General features: G+C 40.0%; 17 protein-coding genes. 11 read left to right on the top strand and 6 right to left on the bottom strand.

Going from position 1 to position 17,589, the window contains the following annotated elements; all coding sequences use genetic code 11:
* The first annotated feature begins 1 nt into the window (after position 1).
* The 7 genes from K7887_RS06105 to K7887_RS06075 all read left to right on the top strand — a co-directional run bounded on the left by K7887_RS06105 (position 2) and on the right by K7887_RS06075 (position 6,729).
* Positions 2 to 1,060, top strand: coding sequence for a YheC/YheD family endospore coat-associated protein (locus K7887_RS06105; RefSeq protein ID WP_223492658.1), 1,059 nt, complete (start codon positions 2 to 4; stop codon positions 1,058 to 1,060).
* Positions 1,061 to 1,080: 20 nt separating this feature from the next.
* A complete protein-coding gene (locus tag K7887_RS06100) occupies positions 1,081 to 2,439 on the top strand; it encodes a YheC/YheD family endospore coat-associated protein (protein ID WP_223492657.1) in 1,359 nt (452 codons plus the stop codon).
* The gene (locus K7887_RS06095) at positions 2,436 to 3,629 is read left to right on the top strand and encodes a YheC/YheD family protein (RefSeq protein ID WP_223492656.1); all 1,194 of its coding nucleotides are present in this window, start codon (positions 2,436 to 2,438) and stop codon (positions 3,627 to 3,629) included. Before K7887_RS06100 ends, K7887_RS06095 begins: the two co-directional genes overlap by 4 nt.
* 48 nt (positions 3,630 to 3,677) lie before the next feature.
* Positions 3,678 to 3,890 (top strand): YheE family protein, encoded by a 213-nt coding sequence (locus K7887_RS06090; protein WP_148989719.1) that lies wholly within the window; start codon positions 3,678 to 3,680, stop codon positions 3,888 to 3,890.
* Between the two features lie 53 nt (positions 3,891 to 3,943).
* Positions 3,944 to 4,129, top strand: a complete 186-nt coding sequence (locus K7887_RS06085; RefSeq protein ID WP_223492655.1) for a hypothetical protein — start codon at positions 3,944 to 3,946, stop codon at positions 4,127 to 4,129.
* 97 nt (positions 4,130 to 4,226) lie between these two features.
* Positions 4,227 to 5,123 (top strand): PucR family transcriptional regulator, encoded by an 897-nt coding sequence (locus K7887_RS06080; protein ID WP_223492654.1) that lies wholly within the window; start codon positions 4,227 to 4,229, stop codon positions 5,121 to 5,123.
* A 502-nt stretch (positions 5,124 to 5,625) separates the two neighbouring features.
* Complete coding sequence (locus tag K7887_RS06075; RefSeq protein ID WP_223492653.1) at positions 5,626 to 6,729, top strand: ABC transporter ATP-binding protein; 1,104 nt, start codon at positions 5,626 to 5,628, stop codon at positions 6,727 to 6,729.
* Positions 6,730 to 6,768: 39 nt separating this feature from the next.
* Here the strand turns inward: K7887_RS06075 and K7887_RS06070 are convergent, their stop codons facing one another.
* Positions 6,769 to 7,011, bottom strand: coding sequence for a hypothetical protein (locus tag K7887_RS06070; protein WP_223492652.1), 243 nt, complete (start codon positions 7,009 to 7,011; stop codon positions 6,769 to 6,771).
* A 260-nt stretch (positions 7,012 to 7,271) separates the two neighbouring features.
* On the opposite strand from K7887_RS06070, the gene K7887_RS06065 reads away from it, so the two are divergent.
* Entirely contained in the window at positions 7,272 to 7,472 is a 201-nt protein-coding gene (locus K7887_RS06065; protein ID WP_223492651.1) for an alpha/beta-type small acid-soluble spore protein, read from the top strand.
* 142 nt (positions 7,473 to 7,614) lie between these two features.
* On the top strand, positions 7,615 to 8,694 hold the full coding sequence (locus K7887_RS06060) for an FAD-dependent oxidoreductase (RefSeq protein WP_223492650.1): 1,080 nt from the start codon (positions 7,615 to 7,617) through the stop codon (positions 8,692 to 8,694).
* Positions 8,695 to 8,735: 41 nt separating this feature from the next.
* On the opposite strand, the gene K7887_RS06055 is transcribed toward K7887_RS06060, so the two are convergent.
* The 5 genes from K7887_RS06055 to K7887_RS06035 form a co-directional block, all read right to left on the bottom strand.
* A complete protein-coding gene (locus tag K7887_RS06055) occupies positions 8,736 to 9,479 on the bottom strand; it encodes an amino acid ABC transporter ATP-binding protein (RefSeq protein WP_223492649.1) in 744 nt (247 codons plus the stop codon).
* A 39-nt stretch (positions 9,480 to 9,518) separates the two neighbouring features.
* On the bottom strand, positions 9,519 to 10,220 hold the full coding sequence (locus tag K7887_RS06050; protein ID WP_223492648.1) for an amino acid ABC transporter permease: 702 nt from the start codon (positions 10,218 to 10,220) through the stop codon (positions 9,519 to 9,521).
* Positions 10,207 to 11,025 carry an amino acid ABC transporter substrate-binding protein gene (locus K7887_RS06045; protein ID WP_223492647.1) on the bottom strand — a complete coding sequence of 273 codons (819 nt, stop codon included), beginning with the start codon at positions 11,023 to 11,025 and terminating at the stop codon, positions 10,207 to 10,209. Before K7887_RS06045 ends, K7887_RS06050 begins: the two co-directional genes overlap by 14 nt.
* A 172-nt stretch (positions 11,026 to 11,197) precedes the next feature.
* Positions 11,198 to 13,234 carry an ABC transporter ATP-binding protein gene (locus K7887_RS06040; RefSeq protein WP_399209306.1) on the bottom strand — a complete coding sequence of 679 codons (2,037 nt, stop codon included), beginning with the start codon at positions 13,232 to 13,234 and terminating at the stop codon, positions 11,198 to 11,200.
* A complete protein-coding gene (locus K7887_RS06035; RefSeq protein ID WP_223492646.1) occupies positions 13,231 to 14,988 on the bottom strand; it encodes an ABC transporter ATP-binding protein in 1,758 nt (585 codons plus the stop codon). Before K7887_RS06035 ends, K7887_RS06040 begins: the two co-directional genes overlap by 4 nt.
* 802 nt (positions 14,989 to 15,790) lie before the next feature.
* On the opposite strand from K7887_RS06035, the gene K7887_RS06030 reads away from it, so the two are divergent.
* Both K7887_RS06030 and hmpA read left to right on the top strand, forming a co-directional pair.
* Positions 15,791 to 15,991: a cold-shock protein gene (locus K7887_RS06030; RefSeq protein ID WP_010198513.1), complete on the top strand. Its 201-nt coding sequence runs from the start codon at positions 15,791 to 15,793 to the stop codon at positions 15,989 to 15,991.
* Positions 15,992 to 16,202: 211 nt separating this feature from the next.
* The gene (gene hmpA, locus K7887_RS06025) at positions 16,203 to 17,435 is read left to right on the top strand and encodes an NO-inducible flavohemoprotein (protein ID WP_223492645.1); all 1,233 of its coding nucleotides are present in this window, start codon (positions 16,203 to 16,205) and stop codon (positions 17,433 to 17,435) included.
* Positions 17,436 to 17,589 lie beyond the last annotated feature (154 nt).

Below are 17,589 nucleotides of genomic sequence, written 5' to 3'. Positions count from 1 at the left end.
CATGATCACCCTAGGTGTCCTCTCATTTTCACAACCGACTTCTTATCTTACAAAAATGGCCGAACATGCTGTTGAAAATGGTGTCATGATATGCCTCATTTCACCAACTCAATTGACTGAAGGCACTTCTAACGTATCAGGACTCATGTACACTTCAGAAAAGAAGGAATGGAAGAATTCCACATTTCCCATTCCTTCCTTTATTTATGACCGCTGTTATTATGGAACCAAAAAAGCGCAACTCTTCAAGGCAGTAACGGACTCATTGAAGTTGCAGGAAAATATACAGTTCCTCGGATACGGCCTTCCGAATAAATGGGAAGTCTATAACAAGCTATCATCCATACAGGAAATTCAAGCCTTCTTTCCACTAACAAAGAAACTAACCAGCGTCACATTTTTCTTATCTCACTTCCGCCTAAGAGACAGATGGCTTATCAAGCCCATCAACGGCTCCCAAGGAAGGGGATTGATTAAGGTAGAGCGAATCGAAGGGCAATATATCGTAAAAGAGGTGGTCCAGCCAGGAGAATCACTCTATGTATTCAGGACAGATAATCACCTGAAAAAGTGGCTGCATAGCCGCATGAAGGTGACAGAATATATTTTCCAACCATTTCTTCCATTGCAAAATAAAAAGGATGTTCCATTTGATTTAAGGCTACTTCTCCAAAAAAACGAAGATGGAAACTGGAAAGAAAGAGTACGGTGTATCCGGACAGGCCCAAAGAATCATATTACATCCAACCTTGCAGGCGGCGGGGAAATGCTTCCTTTCTCTGTCATTACTCAGGGCTTAAAACGTTCGAAAAGAGAAGAATTAGAAAGGAAGTTGCAAGTCATTGTGGAACATCTCCCTGCTGCCATTGACGAGACGATTTCTCCTCTTTTTGAATTGGGGATAGACATTGGGATCGATCCTGACTATAATTTGTGGATTTTAGATATTAATTCAAAGCCCGGTCATAAGATAGTAACAATGGCTTCTCCTTCTGTACAGGCAGAAATTTATGAAGCCCCAAGCAAGTACTGCATGTACTTGTCGTCTATCAAAAGGTGAGCAAACGGGAGTTGATGATGATGAAAGCACTCATACCTGTTAAATGCAGAGATGACTTGAAAGAACACCAAATTCTTGTACCAGAACAGATCAGCAACGTCCACATAGAATCGATAGCTTTTGGAACACACCAGTATTCCTGCCATGGGATTTTACACGGCGGTCATTCTCTTTATCTTTCCGAATCATTATTTAAAAAGTTGCTTCTTCCTTATGAAGGGAACATCCATGTATTCGTTCATGAAGGCACCCTTCACCTTGGACCTCTGATTGGAATTTTCACAGCAGGCTTCACAAGCTCCATGATTCGGCCTATAGGAGAACGCTCTTTATTTTTCTCCAAACTGCTAGCAACAGAGAGAAAAGTTGGTGCTTATATGTTTCTTTTCGGTGCCAATCATATTGATTGGGAAGAGGGGACAATGGAAGGTTTCATGTTTACAGAACAGGGTTGGAAAAAAAAGACCCTCCCATTTCCACATGTCGTTTACGACCGCCTTCCCAACAGGCGAACAGAAAAACATAGGTTGCTTGCACAGACGAGAGAAAAGATGCAAACAGATTATGCCATTCCCTGGTTCAATCCTGGCTTTTTCAACAAATGGGATATTCATCAAAAGCTTATGATTGAGGAAAATATCGTCCCATATCTACCAGAAACGCATAATAATGTGTCCATTGCGAAAATGGAAAAATTATTATCTAAGTATCCGTTCATTTATCTGAAACCTACCAATGGCAGTCTAGGACTTGGCGTTTACAAAATCATTTATAACCGTGAAGAAGAAACCTATTATGCTCGCTATAAAAATGAGGATTTTGTCAATAAACTGCAGCGTTCTTCTTCCCTTGAAGCCTTGTTGGGCCATGTCTTGAAAAACAAGGACTTGTCCTGTTATCTCATTCAACAAGGCATACCGTTATTAAAAGTGGATGATTCCTTAGTCGATTTTCGCGTTCATACAAATAAAGATGAGCAGGGAAATTGGGTGGTAAGTGCGATGGCCGCTAAGCTTAGTGGCAAAGGAAGCATCACCACCCACGCCAACAGCGGCGGAGTGATTAAGACGGTATCCGAAATCTTTACAGATAAAGAAGAAAAAGAGGCAGTGATCCATAAGTTGTCTCAAGCTTCTCTCTTAATAAGCAATGCCATTGATACACATATGCCGGGATTTATCGGGGAAATCGGTTTTGATTTTGGACTTGATAAAGAGCACAAGCTTTGGATGTTTGAAGCAAATTCCAAACCTGGCCGTTCCATCTTCTATCATCCGAAATTGAGAAACGAAGATATACTAACCCGCAAGCTGTCCATTGAATATGCGGTGTATTTGACAGAACATACAATAAAAAATCCGGAAGGTGTTTTTTCATGATTGAACTATTTTATGAGATTGCCTCCCAGTCTTGGTACCAGCGTTTTGACGATGATAAGAAAGTAACAATGGGAAAGTACTTTTCTGTCCCATATAAAAAAGAGCATACCAGCAAATCTCTTAGCTTCCCTTTTTTGCTAAAGGACATGAAAGCCGGACCGCTCATCGGTATTCTGGCCAGTCCAAAGCAGGACGGATTTGTAGGAAATATCGGTCTTTTTAAAAGAATACAACGAAATCTCCAACAATCCGGTGGTTTATCAGTTATCGTTACTCCGCAGCAACTTACCGAAGATGGGATAAATGGTTTTTGTTATCTGCCGACGCACGACCATTGGGTAAAAATACAAACCCCACTTCCAGACCTTTTGTATAACCGTTTATCACGATATGAGGACGAAAAACTTTTCTTAGAGCAAACAGATAAACTGACCTCTCTTTATCATATTCCCGTTTTCAATCCTCATTTTTTTGAAAAATGGGAGTTATATTTACAACTGAGAGATAATGATTTATTGAAACACCATTTACCAAAAACGGACCTTCTATCTGAAGAAACCTTAACCGAGTACTTAACAACATATCCTGAAGTGTACATTAAAAAAAGAAAAAGCAAGAAAGGAAAAGGAGTATTCCTGATCATACGAAACGGAAACACATTTTTGATGAAATCAACGTCCACTACCACCGTTTTATTTCCGTCAATAAGTAAACTAGCAAGTTACTTTGAAAAAGAAGGATCATTAAATTCTTATATCATACAAGAAGCCATTACCACTTTGCCGATGAAAGGCAAAAAATTCGATTATAGAGTATTGGCTCACTCAAGCGGAAATCGCTTTGCTATTACTGGAGTAGGCGTTCGAATGGCTAAGAAACAGCAAGTAACCACCCACGTTCCTTCTGGCGGAGTAGTAGTAACAACAGAAGAACTTCCGGTTAAAACAGATCATGAAACAATCGAACAGCTAATTAACCAATGTGGAATACAGCTCTCTTCTTTTTACGATGAAATTGGGGAATTTTCCGCAGACATTGGAATTACAGCGGAAGGAAAACATTACATTTTTGAATTGAACGCCAAGCCGATGGATTTCGATGAGGCACTAATCAAGCAGCGGGCAACTGAAAGTATTACCAAGGTTTTCTATGAGCGATCTGGCTTTTCCATGCAGGAATCCTTCACGTAATGTCGAATAATGTTACAAGTCGCCATTACACCATGAGGAGGAAAAGGCATGATTTCACACTTTCAATTAAAACCTTTCTATCAAAATAACCAACTACCTGGCTGGCATCTTTCCTTTTTTTACAAAGGGCACTCCGTAAAAGCCGTCTATCACAAAAACGGTTCCATTGAATGGCCCGAATCACAAACCTTTTCCGAAGAAGAAAAACAAGCGGTGGAAGCACAGATTCATGAACTCATGCTATTCCACGTATACGATTGAAGAATCATTTCCCCTCCTTTAGATAAACTAACTAAAAAGGAGGGATTTTTTTCATGTCAGATAAGAAAAAGACCGATAAAGGCCCACAGTATGAAGGCAGAGATGAGTATTTCATGGATATTGACAGGTATATCAATGAAGGACTTGCAGGCGGAAGCGTCTTTGAAAGAGACCGCTACACGAACATAGAAGAAGCACGAGATCTTGTCAAAGAAGAACCTCCAACAGAACAACAATAAAACTCTTCCCTTTACGGAGGAGTTTTTTTAATTCCTTTGTATACCGCGTTCTCTTCGATATAATAAAATGAATAGCTCAGAAGGAAAGGGATTAAACATGTACAACCAACTAAAAAAAATATTTAAGGATGCTCTCATCCAGACATCCTCCCCACATAGTTTTTCACGTTATCTTTGGTTCACTTTGCAAGACAATGATTATTATGGAATAGAAAAAGAAGCATTGACTACAAAAGATATTCTGCTATTAGAAACTTTTTTACAAAAGGTAGAAGAGCATCAACTATCCATGAGTGAAAAGGAACAGTGGTGGCATGAGTTATTATTTGGCCGTACTCCTCAAAAGAGTCCATACACCCAACCAAGGCCTTTCCGCTTCATCCACTTTGAATTCTCAGACCCCTTGTTGAACAAGGAAGAATGGAAAGAAGCATTGATTGCGTTTTTCGACAGCGACTTGGAAATTATATGGAAAAACTTTACTAGCGGCGTAATGGTGGACTTTTTGCCCGAAGTGAAGGCGGAAGAAATCGTTCCCCTTCATGACATCATCGACATCACCGCCTCCGACTTTTATACAAATGTAAAGTTGTATATCGGAACATACACCCATTTAGAGGAAAACTTAACAGACTTATTTCACTGGGAGCAAACATGTTTTGAACGATCGTTACAAGCAAGGAAGCAGGCAAATATACATACATTCCAACATGCCCTCCCTTTCATGCTGACAGAAAACATAGATGCCGAACACATCACCTATATCAAAAAGATGTTTGGCACGATGCCAGATGATGAAAAAGAACTTCTGCAAAGCGTAAAAGTGTATATAGAAAATAATATGAATGTATCACTGACAGCCAAAAAACTCTTTATGCACCGTAACAGCCTTCAATACCGTATCGATAAATTCATTGAACGAACAGGCATAGACATCAAAAACTTCCAAGGCGCAATGGCCGCCTACCTAGCAATAATCATCATCGAAAAGTAACGTGATGTAATGTAATAACCAAGTAGATTGGAGTGGAAGGCGCGCAGACGCCCGCAGGAGAAAGGGACAGGTGAGCCCCCGCAACTTGAAGGGGCAACAGAAAAGCTGCAATATCAAGTAATTAGTGATTACTAGCTGTGGATTGGAGCAAAAGGCGAAGACTCCTGAGGGAGATAGCGGTAGCTTGAGACCCCGCAGCGAAGCGAGGAGGCTCAAGCACCGCCCCTAGGAAAGCGAAGCCATTTGCGGAAATCCACAGCGGTGTCTAAAACAACACCATAAATCATAGCCTTTTTCAGGGCTTCCAACGGAGTGAGAAGGCTCACGGACCGCCCGCAGGCAAGCGAAGCGCCAGGAACGGAAATCAACCGTTTTCATGAAACAAAGTAACGTTGCACAAAGACGTTGCTCTTTTTTGTGCAACTTGTACATTTACGAAATGTATGCGTTTTCGGTACACTAATAACAGATTAAGAAAACGATTTCATAGGGGGAAACACACATGGCAGAGTTAAAATTAGATCATATCTACAAAGTCTACGAAGGTGACGTAACAGCAGTTAAAGATTTCAACCTACACATTAAAGACAAAGAATTTATCGTATTCGTAGGTCCATCAGGTTGCGGTAAATCCACAACTCTACGTATGATTGCAGGACTTGAGGAAATATCCAAAGGTGATTTTGAGATTGATGGCAAAAGAATGAACGACGTTGCACCAAAAGACCGCGACATCGCAATGGTATTCCAAAACTATGCACTATATCCTCACATGAATGTATATGACAACATGGCATTCGGATTAAAATTACGTAAGTTCCCTAAAGAAGAGATTGACCGCCGGGTAAAAGAAGCTGCAGCAATCCTTGGCTTGGAACAATACCTTGATCGTAAACCAAAAGCATTATCCGGTGGTCAGCGTCAACGTGTAGCACTAGGGCGTGCAATCGTTCGTGATGCAAAAGTATTCTTAATGGATGAGCCTTTGTCCAACCTTGATGCAAAGCTACGTGTAGCGATGCGTGCTGAGATTTCTAAGCTTCACCAACGTCTGCAAACGACAACAATCTACGTAACGCATGACCAAACAGAAGCAATGACGATGGCAACACGCCTTGTTGTTATGAAGGACGGTATCATCCAACAACTTGGTTCACCTAAAGAAGTTTACGAAAACCCTGAAAATGTATTCGTAGGCGGATTCATTGGATCTCCTGCCATGAACTTCTTCAATGGTAAGCTGGAAGATGGATCATTCCTAATCGGCGAACAGAAAATTACGGTTCCAGAAGGAAAAATGAAAGTACTTCGAGACCAAGGTTATGTTGGAAAAGAAATCATCCTTGGAATTCGTCCAGAAGATATCCACGATGAGCCTGTTTTCATTGAATCTTCTGTTGGATCGACTATCACTGCAGTAATCGAAGTATCTGAACTTCTTGGTGCTGAATCTATGCTTTATTCTCAAATCCATGGCCAAGATTTCGTAGCACGTGTTGATTCCCGTACAGACGTGAAGCCTCAACAGTCGCTTCAACTTGCATTGGATATGAACAAATGCCACTTCTTTGACATCGAAACAGAATCTCGCGTTCGCTCTAAATAATATATTTTATCGAAAACAGGTCCTAACCGGCCTGTTTTTTTATTCTTGTATAGTAATGATCTGATCTTTTTGACAAACTGCACAATTGAACAAATGTAGGCAAACATGATTTTCCACACTATTTAAATCTCCATCCACCATCTTCAAAAGGTTTATCTCCATATATGCACTATAATCATCCAAGTAGTCCGTCACCTTCCCTGTATCAATAAGCATGCTACCACAGGATGCGCAAGTACCATGATAATCTTCCAACCCATTACATAGCGGACATATCTCCATAAAAGCTCCTCCAGTTCCTTACATCTTCTACTTTCCATTAATTTTTACATCTTACCTTCAAATATGCGTATTACTGAAATAGATAATATCCATAAATTACCTAAAAATATTTGGATAAAGATATTAGGAAATTCCTATAATACAAGTAACAACTTATCACCCAATGGACCAAGCCTAGACGGCAGCAGAGACCTCTGCACTTACTGGTGCAATCCCAGTTGGTCCAGCCAAAACTATATTACGAGGAGATGAATCACATCATGGCAAGCAGAAACAATTCGTCAAATCAATTAGTAGCACCTGGAGCTCAAGCAGCTATCGACCAAATGAAGTACGAAATCGCAACTGAATTTGGTGTAAATCTTGGTGCAGACACAACTTCTCGCTCTAACGGATCTGTTGGTGGAGAAATCACTAAGCGTCTAGTTCAAATGGCTGAGCAATCCCTAGGCGGAAGATAAGTTTTAGTTTTTATGTAGCAACATAATTTTATATGTATGGCTTGAGGCACCTCAGTTTTGGGGTGCCTTGCTTATTTTTCGCTATTATAACTATCCTAAGTTAAAATGTATCTAAATATGTAAATGAAGGTGTGGATAGGTTTTGAGTATTGTATTAGTTGGTGGAGGCCACGCTCACTTGAAGTGTTTATTAGATATAAGAAAGAAGCCCCTTCCCAATCAAAACATTTATTTAATCTCTCCTAACCGGTATCAATACTACTCAGGAATGTTCTCAGGCTATACCGAGGGCTTGTATTCAATAGATGAAATAAGAATCGATTTAAAAGACATGTCTGAAAAAGCAGGCGTAACATTTATAGAAGATAAAGTTACGGAGGTTTCTGTAACTGAAAAAACACTCTTAACAAAGGCAGGGACCAGTATTTCTTTCAGTGTGGTCTCATTTGATACAGGCTCATTCATAGAGGGACCATCCTCTTTTAAGGATTATCTTGTTCAAATTAAACCAAATTACCTTTTTGCGAACAAGATTAAGGAATATCGCAATGTTGAATTCCCAGTAGTGGTCGGGGGCGGCGCTTCAGGGGTAGAGATTGCTTTAGCTATTACTGCTTGGAGGGAGAAAAACGGCTATCCCACTAATGTCACGCTGATTACTTCCTCAAAGCTGTTGCCCTCTTCTTCTAGCAAAGCCTCCACATTGATAAAAGAAATTACTGTGCGAAAAGGCCTTACAGTAATCGAGGATGATAGTGTAGGGGAAATGAATGAGAGTCATGTTATAACCCAAAACGGAACAAGCCTCCCTCATTCTCAAGTTCTGTGGTTGACTGGCCCAAGCCCTAGTGGAATCTTTAAGAAAAGTTCGCTTCCTTGTGATCAAAATGGCTTTCTCCTGACTGAGAAGACGCTTCAAGCTAAAGGGCTGCCGTTTATTTTTGGAGCAGGTGATTGTATGACACTAGAAGCGTTTCCAGACCTTCCTAAAAACGGGGTATATGCAGTAAGACAGGCAGAGTTACTTTGGAATAACATTACAAGCTACTTAAACGGAGATGAGTGTTCTACGTTCCGTCCCCAACATCATTTTTTATCAATACTCTCAACAGGTAATAAAGAAGCCTTACTGCAATATGGACGCTTTACTGCTCACAACCAGCTTTCTTGGAAGCTTAAGAATAAAATTGATACAGATTATATGAAAAATTTCCAAAAATAAATCCCCGCGACTTTTAACAGTGACGGGGATTCTTTGTTAAATCAAACTCCACTTTCAATCATACGTAGGAATTGCTTCGTTCTATCTGCTTTGGGGTCTTCAAATATCTCAGCAGGTTTCCCCTTCTCCACAATCTTGCCATCATCCATGAAAATAACTTCATCTGCCACTTCCTTGGCGAACTTCATTTCGTGGGTAACAACCACCATTGTCATCCCTTCCTGTGCCAATTCCTTCATGACTCTTAGCACTTCTCCGACAAGTTCGGGGTCTAGTGCAGAGGTAGGTTCATCAAACAGCATCACTTTAGGTTCCATCGCAAGGGCACGCGCAATTCCTACACGTTGCTGCTGCCCACCTGAAAGCTGAAAAGGATAAAAGTCCAGTTTATCTCCAAGCCCTACCTTTTCAAGCAGCCTCTTAGCTCTTTCTTCCACCTTTGCCTTTGCCTCTTTTTTCACTGTGATCGGACCTTCCATTACATTCTGAAGGGCCGTTTTGTGAGGGAATAGATTATAACTTTGAAATACCATACCTGTTAGTCTTCTAAAGCTGGCAATCTTGTTGGAAGACACCTTTTCAGAAAAATCAAGTGCCTGCTGATCAATTTCCACTTTACCGGAAGTAGGAGTTTCTAATATATTCAAGCAGCGCAAAAGTGTGGTTTTACCAGATCCAGATGGCCCGATTACCACTACAACCTTGCCTTGCTCCACGTTTAAATCAATGCCTTTTAAAACTTCTAACTCTCCAAACTGCTTGTATAAGCTCTGTACTGAAATCATATCTTGAGCTCCTTTTTTATGGCTGTTTTTTCAAAATAATTATTTGGCAACGTATCTGTCCAATCTACGTTCTACTCTTCCTTGTACAAGGGACAAGCAAAAACAGATTACCCAATAGATGGCCCCTGCTTGCGCATAAAGTAATAGGAATTCATAGTTGGTTGCAGCAATCTGTTGCGCCACCCTGAACATCTCTGTTACTAGAATCAAGGAAGCAAGCGATGTATCCTTTACCAAACTAATAAATGAATTAGACAATGGTGGTATAGAAACTCTTGCTGCCTGTGGCAATATGATCCGTCTAAGCGCTTGAGGATAACTCATCCCCATAGAATATGCCGCTTCCCATTGTCCTTTTGGTGTGGAAAGAATCGCAGCCCGAATTATTTCCGATGCATATGCTCCTACATTTAAGGAAAATGCAATTACTGCTGCTGGAAAAGAATCGATGGTAACCCCGATGGAAGGCAATCCATAGAAAATAATAAATAATTGCACTAAAAGTGGGGTTCCACGAATAATCGAGACATAAATTCTTGCTACAATCTGTAATGGTTTAATCGGCGATATTCGTGCCAATGCCGTTAAAATGGCTATCATTAATCCAAAACTGAATGAAAGCAGTGTCAACGGGATTGTATTAGACAAAGCCCCCTTCAACAAAGGAAGAAGGGAGCTTTGTGCGATGGTCATCCATCTATCTAAACGTTCCGGATCTGTCAGGATATTAGTTAAGTACATTTTCACCAAACCATTTCTCTGAGATTTCTTCGTATGTTCCGTCTTCAATAATTTCAGCAAGAGCTTTATTTACCGCTTCTACTAATTCATCACTGCCTTTGCGGAACATCATACCACTTTGTGCTGCATCTCCTGCTTCATCAACAATTTTAATTTGAGCATTCGGACGGTTCTTTTGGAAATCAAGAACAGATAATTTATCATTGATTGTTACATCAACACGATTGGAGTTAATTAATTCTACTGCTTGGTTAAATCCTTCAACGCCTTCAATTTCAGCTTTATACTCACGCGCGATATCTGCATAATTACTTGTCAAAGATTGCGCAGACTTCTTGCCTTCAATATCTTCAAAACTTTTTATTTCATTATTACCTTCTTTTGCTACTAGGACCGCAGCTGAAGTAATATAGTGGTCAGAGAAATCATATTTTTCTAAACGGTCTTCACGGATTCCCACTTGGTTCGCAATCATATCAAAACGCTTAGAGTCAAGACCTGCAAACATAGCATCCCATTGTGTTTCCATGAACTTTACTTCTACACCCATCTTTTCAGCAATCGCTTCTGCTATTTCCACATCAAAACCTGTCAACTTTCCAGACTCATCATGGAATGTAAATGGAGGGTATGTACCTTCTGTTCCAACTAGAAGTTCCCCTTCTTCTTCCACCTTGCTAAGAAGACTATCCGTTTCTTCTTTCGGAGCATCTCCTGTAGCACCGTTATTATTAGTTGTACCACATGCAGTTAACACTACTGCAGATAGTAAAAGTAATGTGAATATAGATAAAATTTTCTTCATCTTGTTAAACCCCCAGTATTCTTATATGAATTATTTTTTAACGCAACATACTGTATAGTATAAGAAGTCTTTAAGCTTGTCAAAGACTTTGTTTACTTTTTTATTTTCTCCCAATATGCGTAAAAATAACAAAAAGGCTATGGGGTGTCTTCCTCCCCATAGCCTCCTGTTTTTAGACAGCAAGATCCTTGCTACCCTGCTGTAATTCGTACATCTGATAATACTTTCCTTTTCTCTCCATTAATTCTGAATGATTGCCTCGCTCGACTATTTCCCCACGGTCAAGTACAAGAATCTGGTCTGCGTTTTTAATAGTAGAAAGGCGGTGAGCAATGATGAAAGTGGTTCTTCCTTTCTTCAATACCTCCAACGCCTGCTGAATGACGGCTTCTGTTTCTGTATCAATACTGGCTGTCGCTTCGTCAAGAATTAAGATAGCCGGATCAAACGCAAGCGCACGTGCGAAGGAAATCAGTTGACGTTGTCCGGAAGATAATGTACTCCCTTTCTCAATAACTGGTTCCTCCAATCCTTTTGGCAAAGCATTGATAAATTCCATTGCACCTACATCCTCTAGCGCCTTTTTCACACGATCGGTGGAGATAGTTGGATCATCCAGGCTTACATTGGAGGAAATGGTCCCGGTGAACAAGAACGGATCCTGAAGTACGATTCCCATGTGCTGCCTGATTGCCTGTTTGGGCAGTTCCTGAATGTTTTGCCCATCAATGACGATTTTTCCCTTTTCAATATCATAAAAACGGAATAAGAGATTCATTATGGAGCTCTTTCCTGAACCAGTATGTCCGACCAGGGCTACTGTCTCCCCCTTTGAAGCTGTAAAAGAAATATCCTTTAACACATATTCGTTTTCCTTGTAACCAAACCAGACAGACTCGAAGGAGACATTCCCTTCATAGCGCGGATGTTTTACATCGGAAACCTGAACTCCAGCCTCATCCATCAATTCAAACACGCGGACCGCAGACACACGTGCCTGTTCCAGGTTTGCCAACTGATTGACCATTCCGGTAATTGGGCCGAACATTCTACCTAGATAGTCAACAAATGCATATAAAACACCTAATGAAACAATGGTTCCAATCCCTAAGGAAGCACCTCCGAAATACCAAATCACGACGACAAATGAAATGTTTCTAAGTACGCCTACAAGGTTATGGGATGTTAACGCATTTAGACTTAACAGTTTATTTTGGTAAGTGAAATGCTGTTCATTCCACCCTTCAAACTCTTCTGTTGCCTTCTTTTGACGCCTAAACGCTTGGATGATGGTCATCCCTTGAATAGACTCATTAATATTCCCGTTTATATCACTAAGAAGCGCCCGGATTTTATGATTATATACGGAGGCATACTTACGGTAAAAGATAAACCAGACAATCAAAATCGGTATCAAGGTTAAGCAGATTAACGCCAACCTCATATCTAGTAAAAATAAAGCGATATAAATTCCAGTTATATAAATCAGTCCCGAAAAGAATGTTGCTAGGACTGTCACATATAACTCCTTGATCGTTTCCGTGTCATTGGTAATCCTTGATACTACTTTCCCTGCAGGAAGATGATCAAAGTATTGTATCGGTAATTTCTGTATCTGCCCAAACACATCTTCTCTCATTTTCTGAATGATGCGGTTGGCAGATGTCTGAAGGTAATAACTTTGGCCATATTGAAAAAATGATGCCAATACAAGCAAGCCAAAATATAAACCTACAAGATAGATGATATATTTTACCTCCGGCTGATAAAAGTTGACCAGTTCACTATTAGTCAACCTTTGTGCAGGATAGCTTTGTTCCTCTTCTCCCCTTCTAATGGTGACCTCACCATTTTCAGCAGACCTTTCCCCATCAAAGCGGATGTCAGAAGGCAAGAAATAATACTCTCTGCCGACCTGAAGAATCCTTACCGTATTCTCTGGGGTGGTATTCCCAGCTTCCCGGTCTTCCCTGCCATAATATTTCCCTTCGAAATATACTCGATTTTCACCATCTTGCTCTGTTTCAATCCAAGCTTTTTCAATTCCAAGGATATGATTGTCAATCATCCTTTTAGCGATAAAAGGACCAGTCAGTTCTGCTGCAACTGCAACGGACAGCATCAACAATGCAATAATGATGATTCTCTTTTGTGTTAGTGCATATTGAAATAGGCGTTTGCCTGATTTTATTTCTTTGATGTCTTTCATGTTAAAACCTCGCCTCCTTTTGGCGATTGAACTTGCTGCCTTTCAAACTGTTCTTTGTACCAGCCTCCAATGGCCATGAGCTGGTCATGCATTCCGGATTCTACTATTTCTCCATCCTCCAACACAATAATCCAGTCCGCATGTTGCACACCAGACAATCGGTGTGTGGTAATTAATGTTGTTTTTTCAGCGCGTTCATTTCTAATATTTTCAATGATTGTTGCTTCTGTTTTCGCATCTACTGCTGATAAAGAATCATCAAGTATCAAAATTTCAGGATCAGCAATAAGGGCCCGTGCAATAGAAATACGTTGTTTTTGTCCTCCCGATAACGATACACCTTTTTCTCCAACCAAGGTCTGCAATCCTTCCGGAAGCAATTCAAGATCTTTTTCAAAAGCAGATGATCTGATCGCTTGCGCAATTTCCTCATCCGTCGCATCTTCTTTTCCAAATAAGATGTTTTCTTTGACAGACCTCGAAAATAGGATATGATCCTGTGGCACATAGCCAATCCAAGCTTGAATGGTATGCAACGGAATTCTTTTCAGATCCACCTCATTTATATTGATGGTACCCGTACCAAGTGGATACTCTCTTAAAAGTTGCTTAATTAGTGTTGTTTTCCCGCTTCCTGTTTTCCCGACAATCCCAAGTGTTTGCCCTGCTTTCAAATGGAAAGAAACATTCTTTAAATTATCCACTGTAGAGGAAGGGTACTTAAAAGAAACTTGATTGAATTCAATTTGGGAAGGAGTAGAAACATCTATCGGTTCATGGTGATCCCGGACATCCTCTTTGTAAGCCAGTGTCTCGTTAACACGATCGAGCGATGCATTTCCCCTTTGCATGACGTTGATCAGTTCACCTATTGCAAACATCGGCCAAATTAACATTCCTAAATAAACATTGAACGCCACAAGTTCGCCTAATGTAATTGATTTATGGAAGACCAAGTAAGCACCGTATCCGAGGCCAATCAGGTAACTTGCCCCGACAAGCAATTTAATGGTCGGCTCAAAGAGAGAATCAATGATGGCAACCTTTACATTTTTCTTATACACATCATCTGTCATCTGATGAAACCTGCCCTGATCCGCTCTTTCCTGTACATAGGCGCGAATTACTCTGACCCCGGCAATGGATTCAAGTACTTTGTCATTCATATCTCCAAAAGCATCTTGTGCCTCTGTAAAGCGCTGATGAATTTTCTTTCCATATATATTCATGGCAATTGCCATAAGTGGTAGTGGAATGATAGCTGCTAACGTCAGCTTCCAACTTATCATAAAACCCATCGTCCCCAAGATGATCAGCATGAACACACTTGAATCAATGAGTGTTAAAACTCCGAAACCCGCTGTAGTGGATATGGCTTTTAAGTCATTCGTTGCCCTGGCCATTAAATCCCCTGTACGATTTTTCTCATAAAAAGTAGGTGTCATCTTTAGCAGATGGCCCATCAATTTCGATCTTAGTGATCTTTCCACCAAGAAGGAGCTCCCAAAAAGCTGATACATCCAAGTATAGGTGATCCCATAAATGACAATCGCAAGTATGGTCAGAAAAATTACGTATTGCATTAATTTTTCAGGCGTGAAGGCACCTACTTGTATATCATCAATGGCCATTCCAATCATCTTCGGCGGAATAACCTCTAAGAATCCTGCAAAAATAAGTAGTGCGATTGCTACTGTATATCTCTTCCAATGTTCTTTAAAAAACCAACCCAATTTTCCTAGTACTGAAAACATAATGAAAAACTCTCCCTTCTATGCTGATTTCAAGTTTCTTGCTACCCCCCATCTGAAGCCACTTTGTACATCATTAAACGAACATAAACATTTCCCATTTTGTATTCCTCCTGTTTATATGGAAGCGTTGATGCTTCCATTGGTGTAGTTTTGGAAAATTATAGAAACTAATTAAAACAAAAAGGTGGCATACCGAACGATCCTCGGTATGCCACCTTTTTTCTCCATAAAAAAAGCACACGTCACGCCCTGATGGTGACCTGTGTTCTCCACAAAGAAATCCTTATACGTCTATACGTTTAAAGGAATAGATAATTCGATTAGTAGACAATAACCGAATTTCTTTCAGGACAGGTCACGAGATTTATTAAATTGATGGATTTACGATCTACAATGTCAGTTGTCATTAATTTAATCATCATCGAACCCTCCCTTTCCTTCATAATTTGAATTAGTTTCATATAATTTCCACTTTTTAAACTTACCACCGCGGACAACCACTTGTCAATCACCAATTTCACCAAAATTACAATAATTGAAATATTTCAATCGTGTTACGTTTATTAAATTAAATAAAGGGGTCAGACCCGCACAGGAGAATTCCCACCTCTATATAAGCCTCACGCTTAATTGGGGTTTTGTGCTCTTGGGTTGCTATTTTTGGTTTTTACTGTTATTCTAAAGAAGAATTATTTTTGTTCGGTATGTAAGGATTCAAAGTTAAGATTTAACTTTCGCCTTGATATTTCTAAGAGCAAGAATAGTAATACATTGTGTGGCAAGCACACTAGGAGGTAACAACATGTTACAAGGTACAGTAAAATGGTTTAACGCAGAAAAAGGTTTCGGATTCATCGAGCGCCAAGACGGAGACGACGTATTCGTTCACTTCTCAGCAATCCAAGGCGAAGGTTTCAAATCTTTAGAAGAAGGTCAATCTGTTACATTTGAAATCGTTCAAGGTAACCGTGGCGACCAAGCTGCTAACGTTAACAAAGCATAATTTATAGCACAGCATATAAAAGGCTCCCAGCAATGGGAGCCTTTTTGTTTTGTTTTTTATTCTATTAATGAGGAAATGAAACCCAAATCCGACTATTTGCCTAACTTGTGACCAATTTGTTAAAGATGTATTTTATATATTACTTTAGTTCAACTTTCCTTTATAATAAAGATGTATTTAAAATATATCTTTTAAACAGGGAGGCATCTCGATGCTTAGCTCAAATACTATACAAATTGTAAAATCAACTGCTCCAGTCTTAGCCGTAAAAGGTGAGGAGATTACTACTCATTTCTATAAAACACTATTCACCAACCATCCAGAGTTATTAAATATTTTTAATCACGCCAATCAAAAGAAAGGCCGTCAGCAAACCGCTTTAGCCAACACGATTTACGCAGCAGCTACTTACATCGATCAGTTGGAAGTCCTTTTGCCAGCTGTAAAACAGATTGCCCACAAACATAGAAGTTTAGCAGTTAAACCTGAACATTATCCTATAGTCGGTGAACATTTACTTGAAGCAATCAAGGCTGTTCTAGGTGATGCAGCGACAGATGAAATTATTGAAGCATGGGGAGAAGCTTATGGAGTTATCGCTGACGTATTCATTTCAGTTGAGAAGGAAATGTATGAAGCAGCCGCTCAACAGAATGCCGGCTGGGAAGATTTCAAAAACTTTGAAGTGGTGGAAAAGGTCGAGGAAAGCGAACTGATTACTTCCTTCTATTTGAAGCCGTCCGACGGTTCTGCTGTTCCGTCCTTCACTCCTGGCCAATACATTACAATCAGACTTTCCATCCCTGGAGAAAAGAATTTATTCAACCGCCAATATAGCTTGTCAGATGCATCTAATGGCGAATATTTTAGAATATCTGTCAAAAAAGAAAATAGCGATCCGAGTGGGGCCGTTTCCAATTATCTTCATGACCATGTGGAAACAGGAAATACAGTGGAAGTGACTGCACCAGCAGGTGACTTCGTCCTTGAAACAAACCAAGACTCACCTGTTTACTTAATAAGCGGTGGTGTTGGTATCACCCCAATGCTAAGTATGTTGAAGACCATTGCCAAAGAACAACCGGCAAGACCAACCACTTTCATTCATGCTGCGAGAAATGGCTCTGTACATGCATTTAAAGATGAAGTCAGAGAAACCATTGATATAATGGAAAACGGGAAAAAGTTATTTGTTTATGAAAACCCTTCAGATGAGGATGTAAGATTAGGAGCTTTCCATGAACAAGGTTACATCACGGAAAACATGTTAAAAGCATTAAACATCGATAAAGATGCTCAGTATTATGTGTGTGGACCAGTTCCATTCATGAAGTTTGTCATCTCCATGCTTGGTAAACTTGGAGTCGCTGAGGATAATATCAGATACGAGTTTTTCGGACCTTCCATTGATATGATGAAGGAAGAAGAAGTAGTAGTAAAATAATAATTGTCGGGGGCTTGCTGCTTTTGTGCGGCAGGCTCTTTTTTGATGGCCCTGCTTTTTGATCAAAAAAACCCCTACTCTAATTTAAGAGCAGGGGAATACATGCAAACATGTTATAAAGTAAATGGTAATTTTATTATATCATTGATTGGAA

It is taken from the genome of Sutcliffiella horikoshii, assembly GCF_019931755.1.
Classification (GTDB): Bacteria; Bacillota; Bacilli; order Bacillales; family Bacillaceae_I; genus Sutcliffiella_A; species Sutcliffiella_A horikoshii_E.
This window is presented reverse-complemented; position numbering and strand designations above follow the sequence as displayed.

Excerpts from the sequence above, each read along its gene's own strand:
- K7887_RS06105 (WP_223492658.1), top strand. The coding sequence starts at position 2 with ATGATCACCCTAGGTGTCCTCTCATTTTCACAACCGACTTCTTATCTT.
- K7887_RS06100 (WP_223492657.1), top strand. The coding sequence starts at position 1,081 with ATGAAAGCACTCATACCTGTTAAATGCAGAGATGACTTGAAAGAACAC.
- K7887_RS06095 (WP_223492656.1), top strand. The coding sequence starts at position 2,436 with ATGATTGAACTATTTTATGAGATTGCCTCCCAGTCTTGGTACCAGCGT.
- K7887_RS06090 (WP_148989719.1), top strand. The coding sequence starts at position 3,678 with ATGATTTCACACTTTCAATTAAAACCTTTCTATCAAAATAACCAACTA.
- K7887_RS06085 (WP_223492655.1), top strand. The coding sequence starts at position 3,944 with ATGTCAGATAAGAAAAAGACCGATAAAGGCCCACAGTATGAAGGCAGA.
- K7887_RS06080 (WP_223492654.1), top strand. The coding sequence starts at position 4,227 with ATGTACAACCAACTAAAAAAAATATTTAAGGATGCTCTCATCCAGACA.
- K7887_RS06075 (WP_223492653.1), top strand. The coding sequence starts at position 5,626 with ATGGCAGAGTTAAAATTAGATCATATCTACAAAGTCTACGAAGGTGAC.
- K7887_RS06070 (WP_223492652.1), bottom strand. The coding sequence starts at position 7,011 with ATGGAGATATGTCCGCTATGTAATGGGTTGGAAGATTATCATGGTACT.
- K7887_RS06065 (WP_223492651.1), top strand. The coding sequence starts at position 7,272 with ATGGCAAGCAGAAACAATTCGTCAAATCAATTAGTAGCACCTGGAGCT.
- K7887_RS06055 (WP_223492649.1), bottom strand. The coding sequence starts at position 9,479 with ATGATTTCAGTACAGAGCTTATACAAGCAGTTTGGAGAGTTAGAAGTT.
- K7887_RS06050 (WP_223492648.1), bottom strand. The coding sequence starts at position 10,220 with ATGTACTTAACTAATATCCTGACAGATCCGGAACGTTTAGATAGATGG.
- K7887_RS06045 (WP_223492647.1), bottom strand. The coding sequence starts at position 11,025 with ATGAAGAAAATTTTATCTATATTCACATTACTTTTACTATCTGCAGTA.
- K7887_RS06040 (WP_399209306.1), bottom strand. The coding sequence starts at position 13,234 with ATGAAAGACATCAAAGAAATAAAATCAGGCAAACGCCTATTTCAATAT.
- K7887_RS06035 (WP_223492646.1), bottom strand. The coding sequence starts at position 14,988 with ATGTTTTCAGTACTAGGAAAATTGGGTTGGTTTTTTAAAGAACATTGG.
- K7887_RS06030 (WP_010198513.1), top strand. The coding sequence starts at position 15,791 with ATGTTACAAGGTACAGTAAAATGGTTTAACGCAGAAAAAGGTTTCGGA.
- hmpA (WP_223492645.1), top strand. The coding sequence starts at position 16,203 with ATGCTTAGCTCAAATACTATACAAATTGTAAAATCAACTGCTCCAGTC.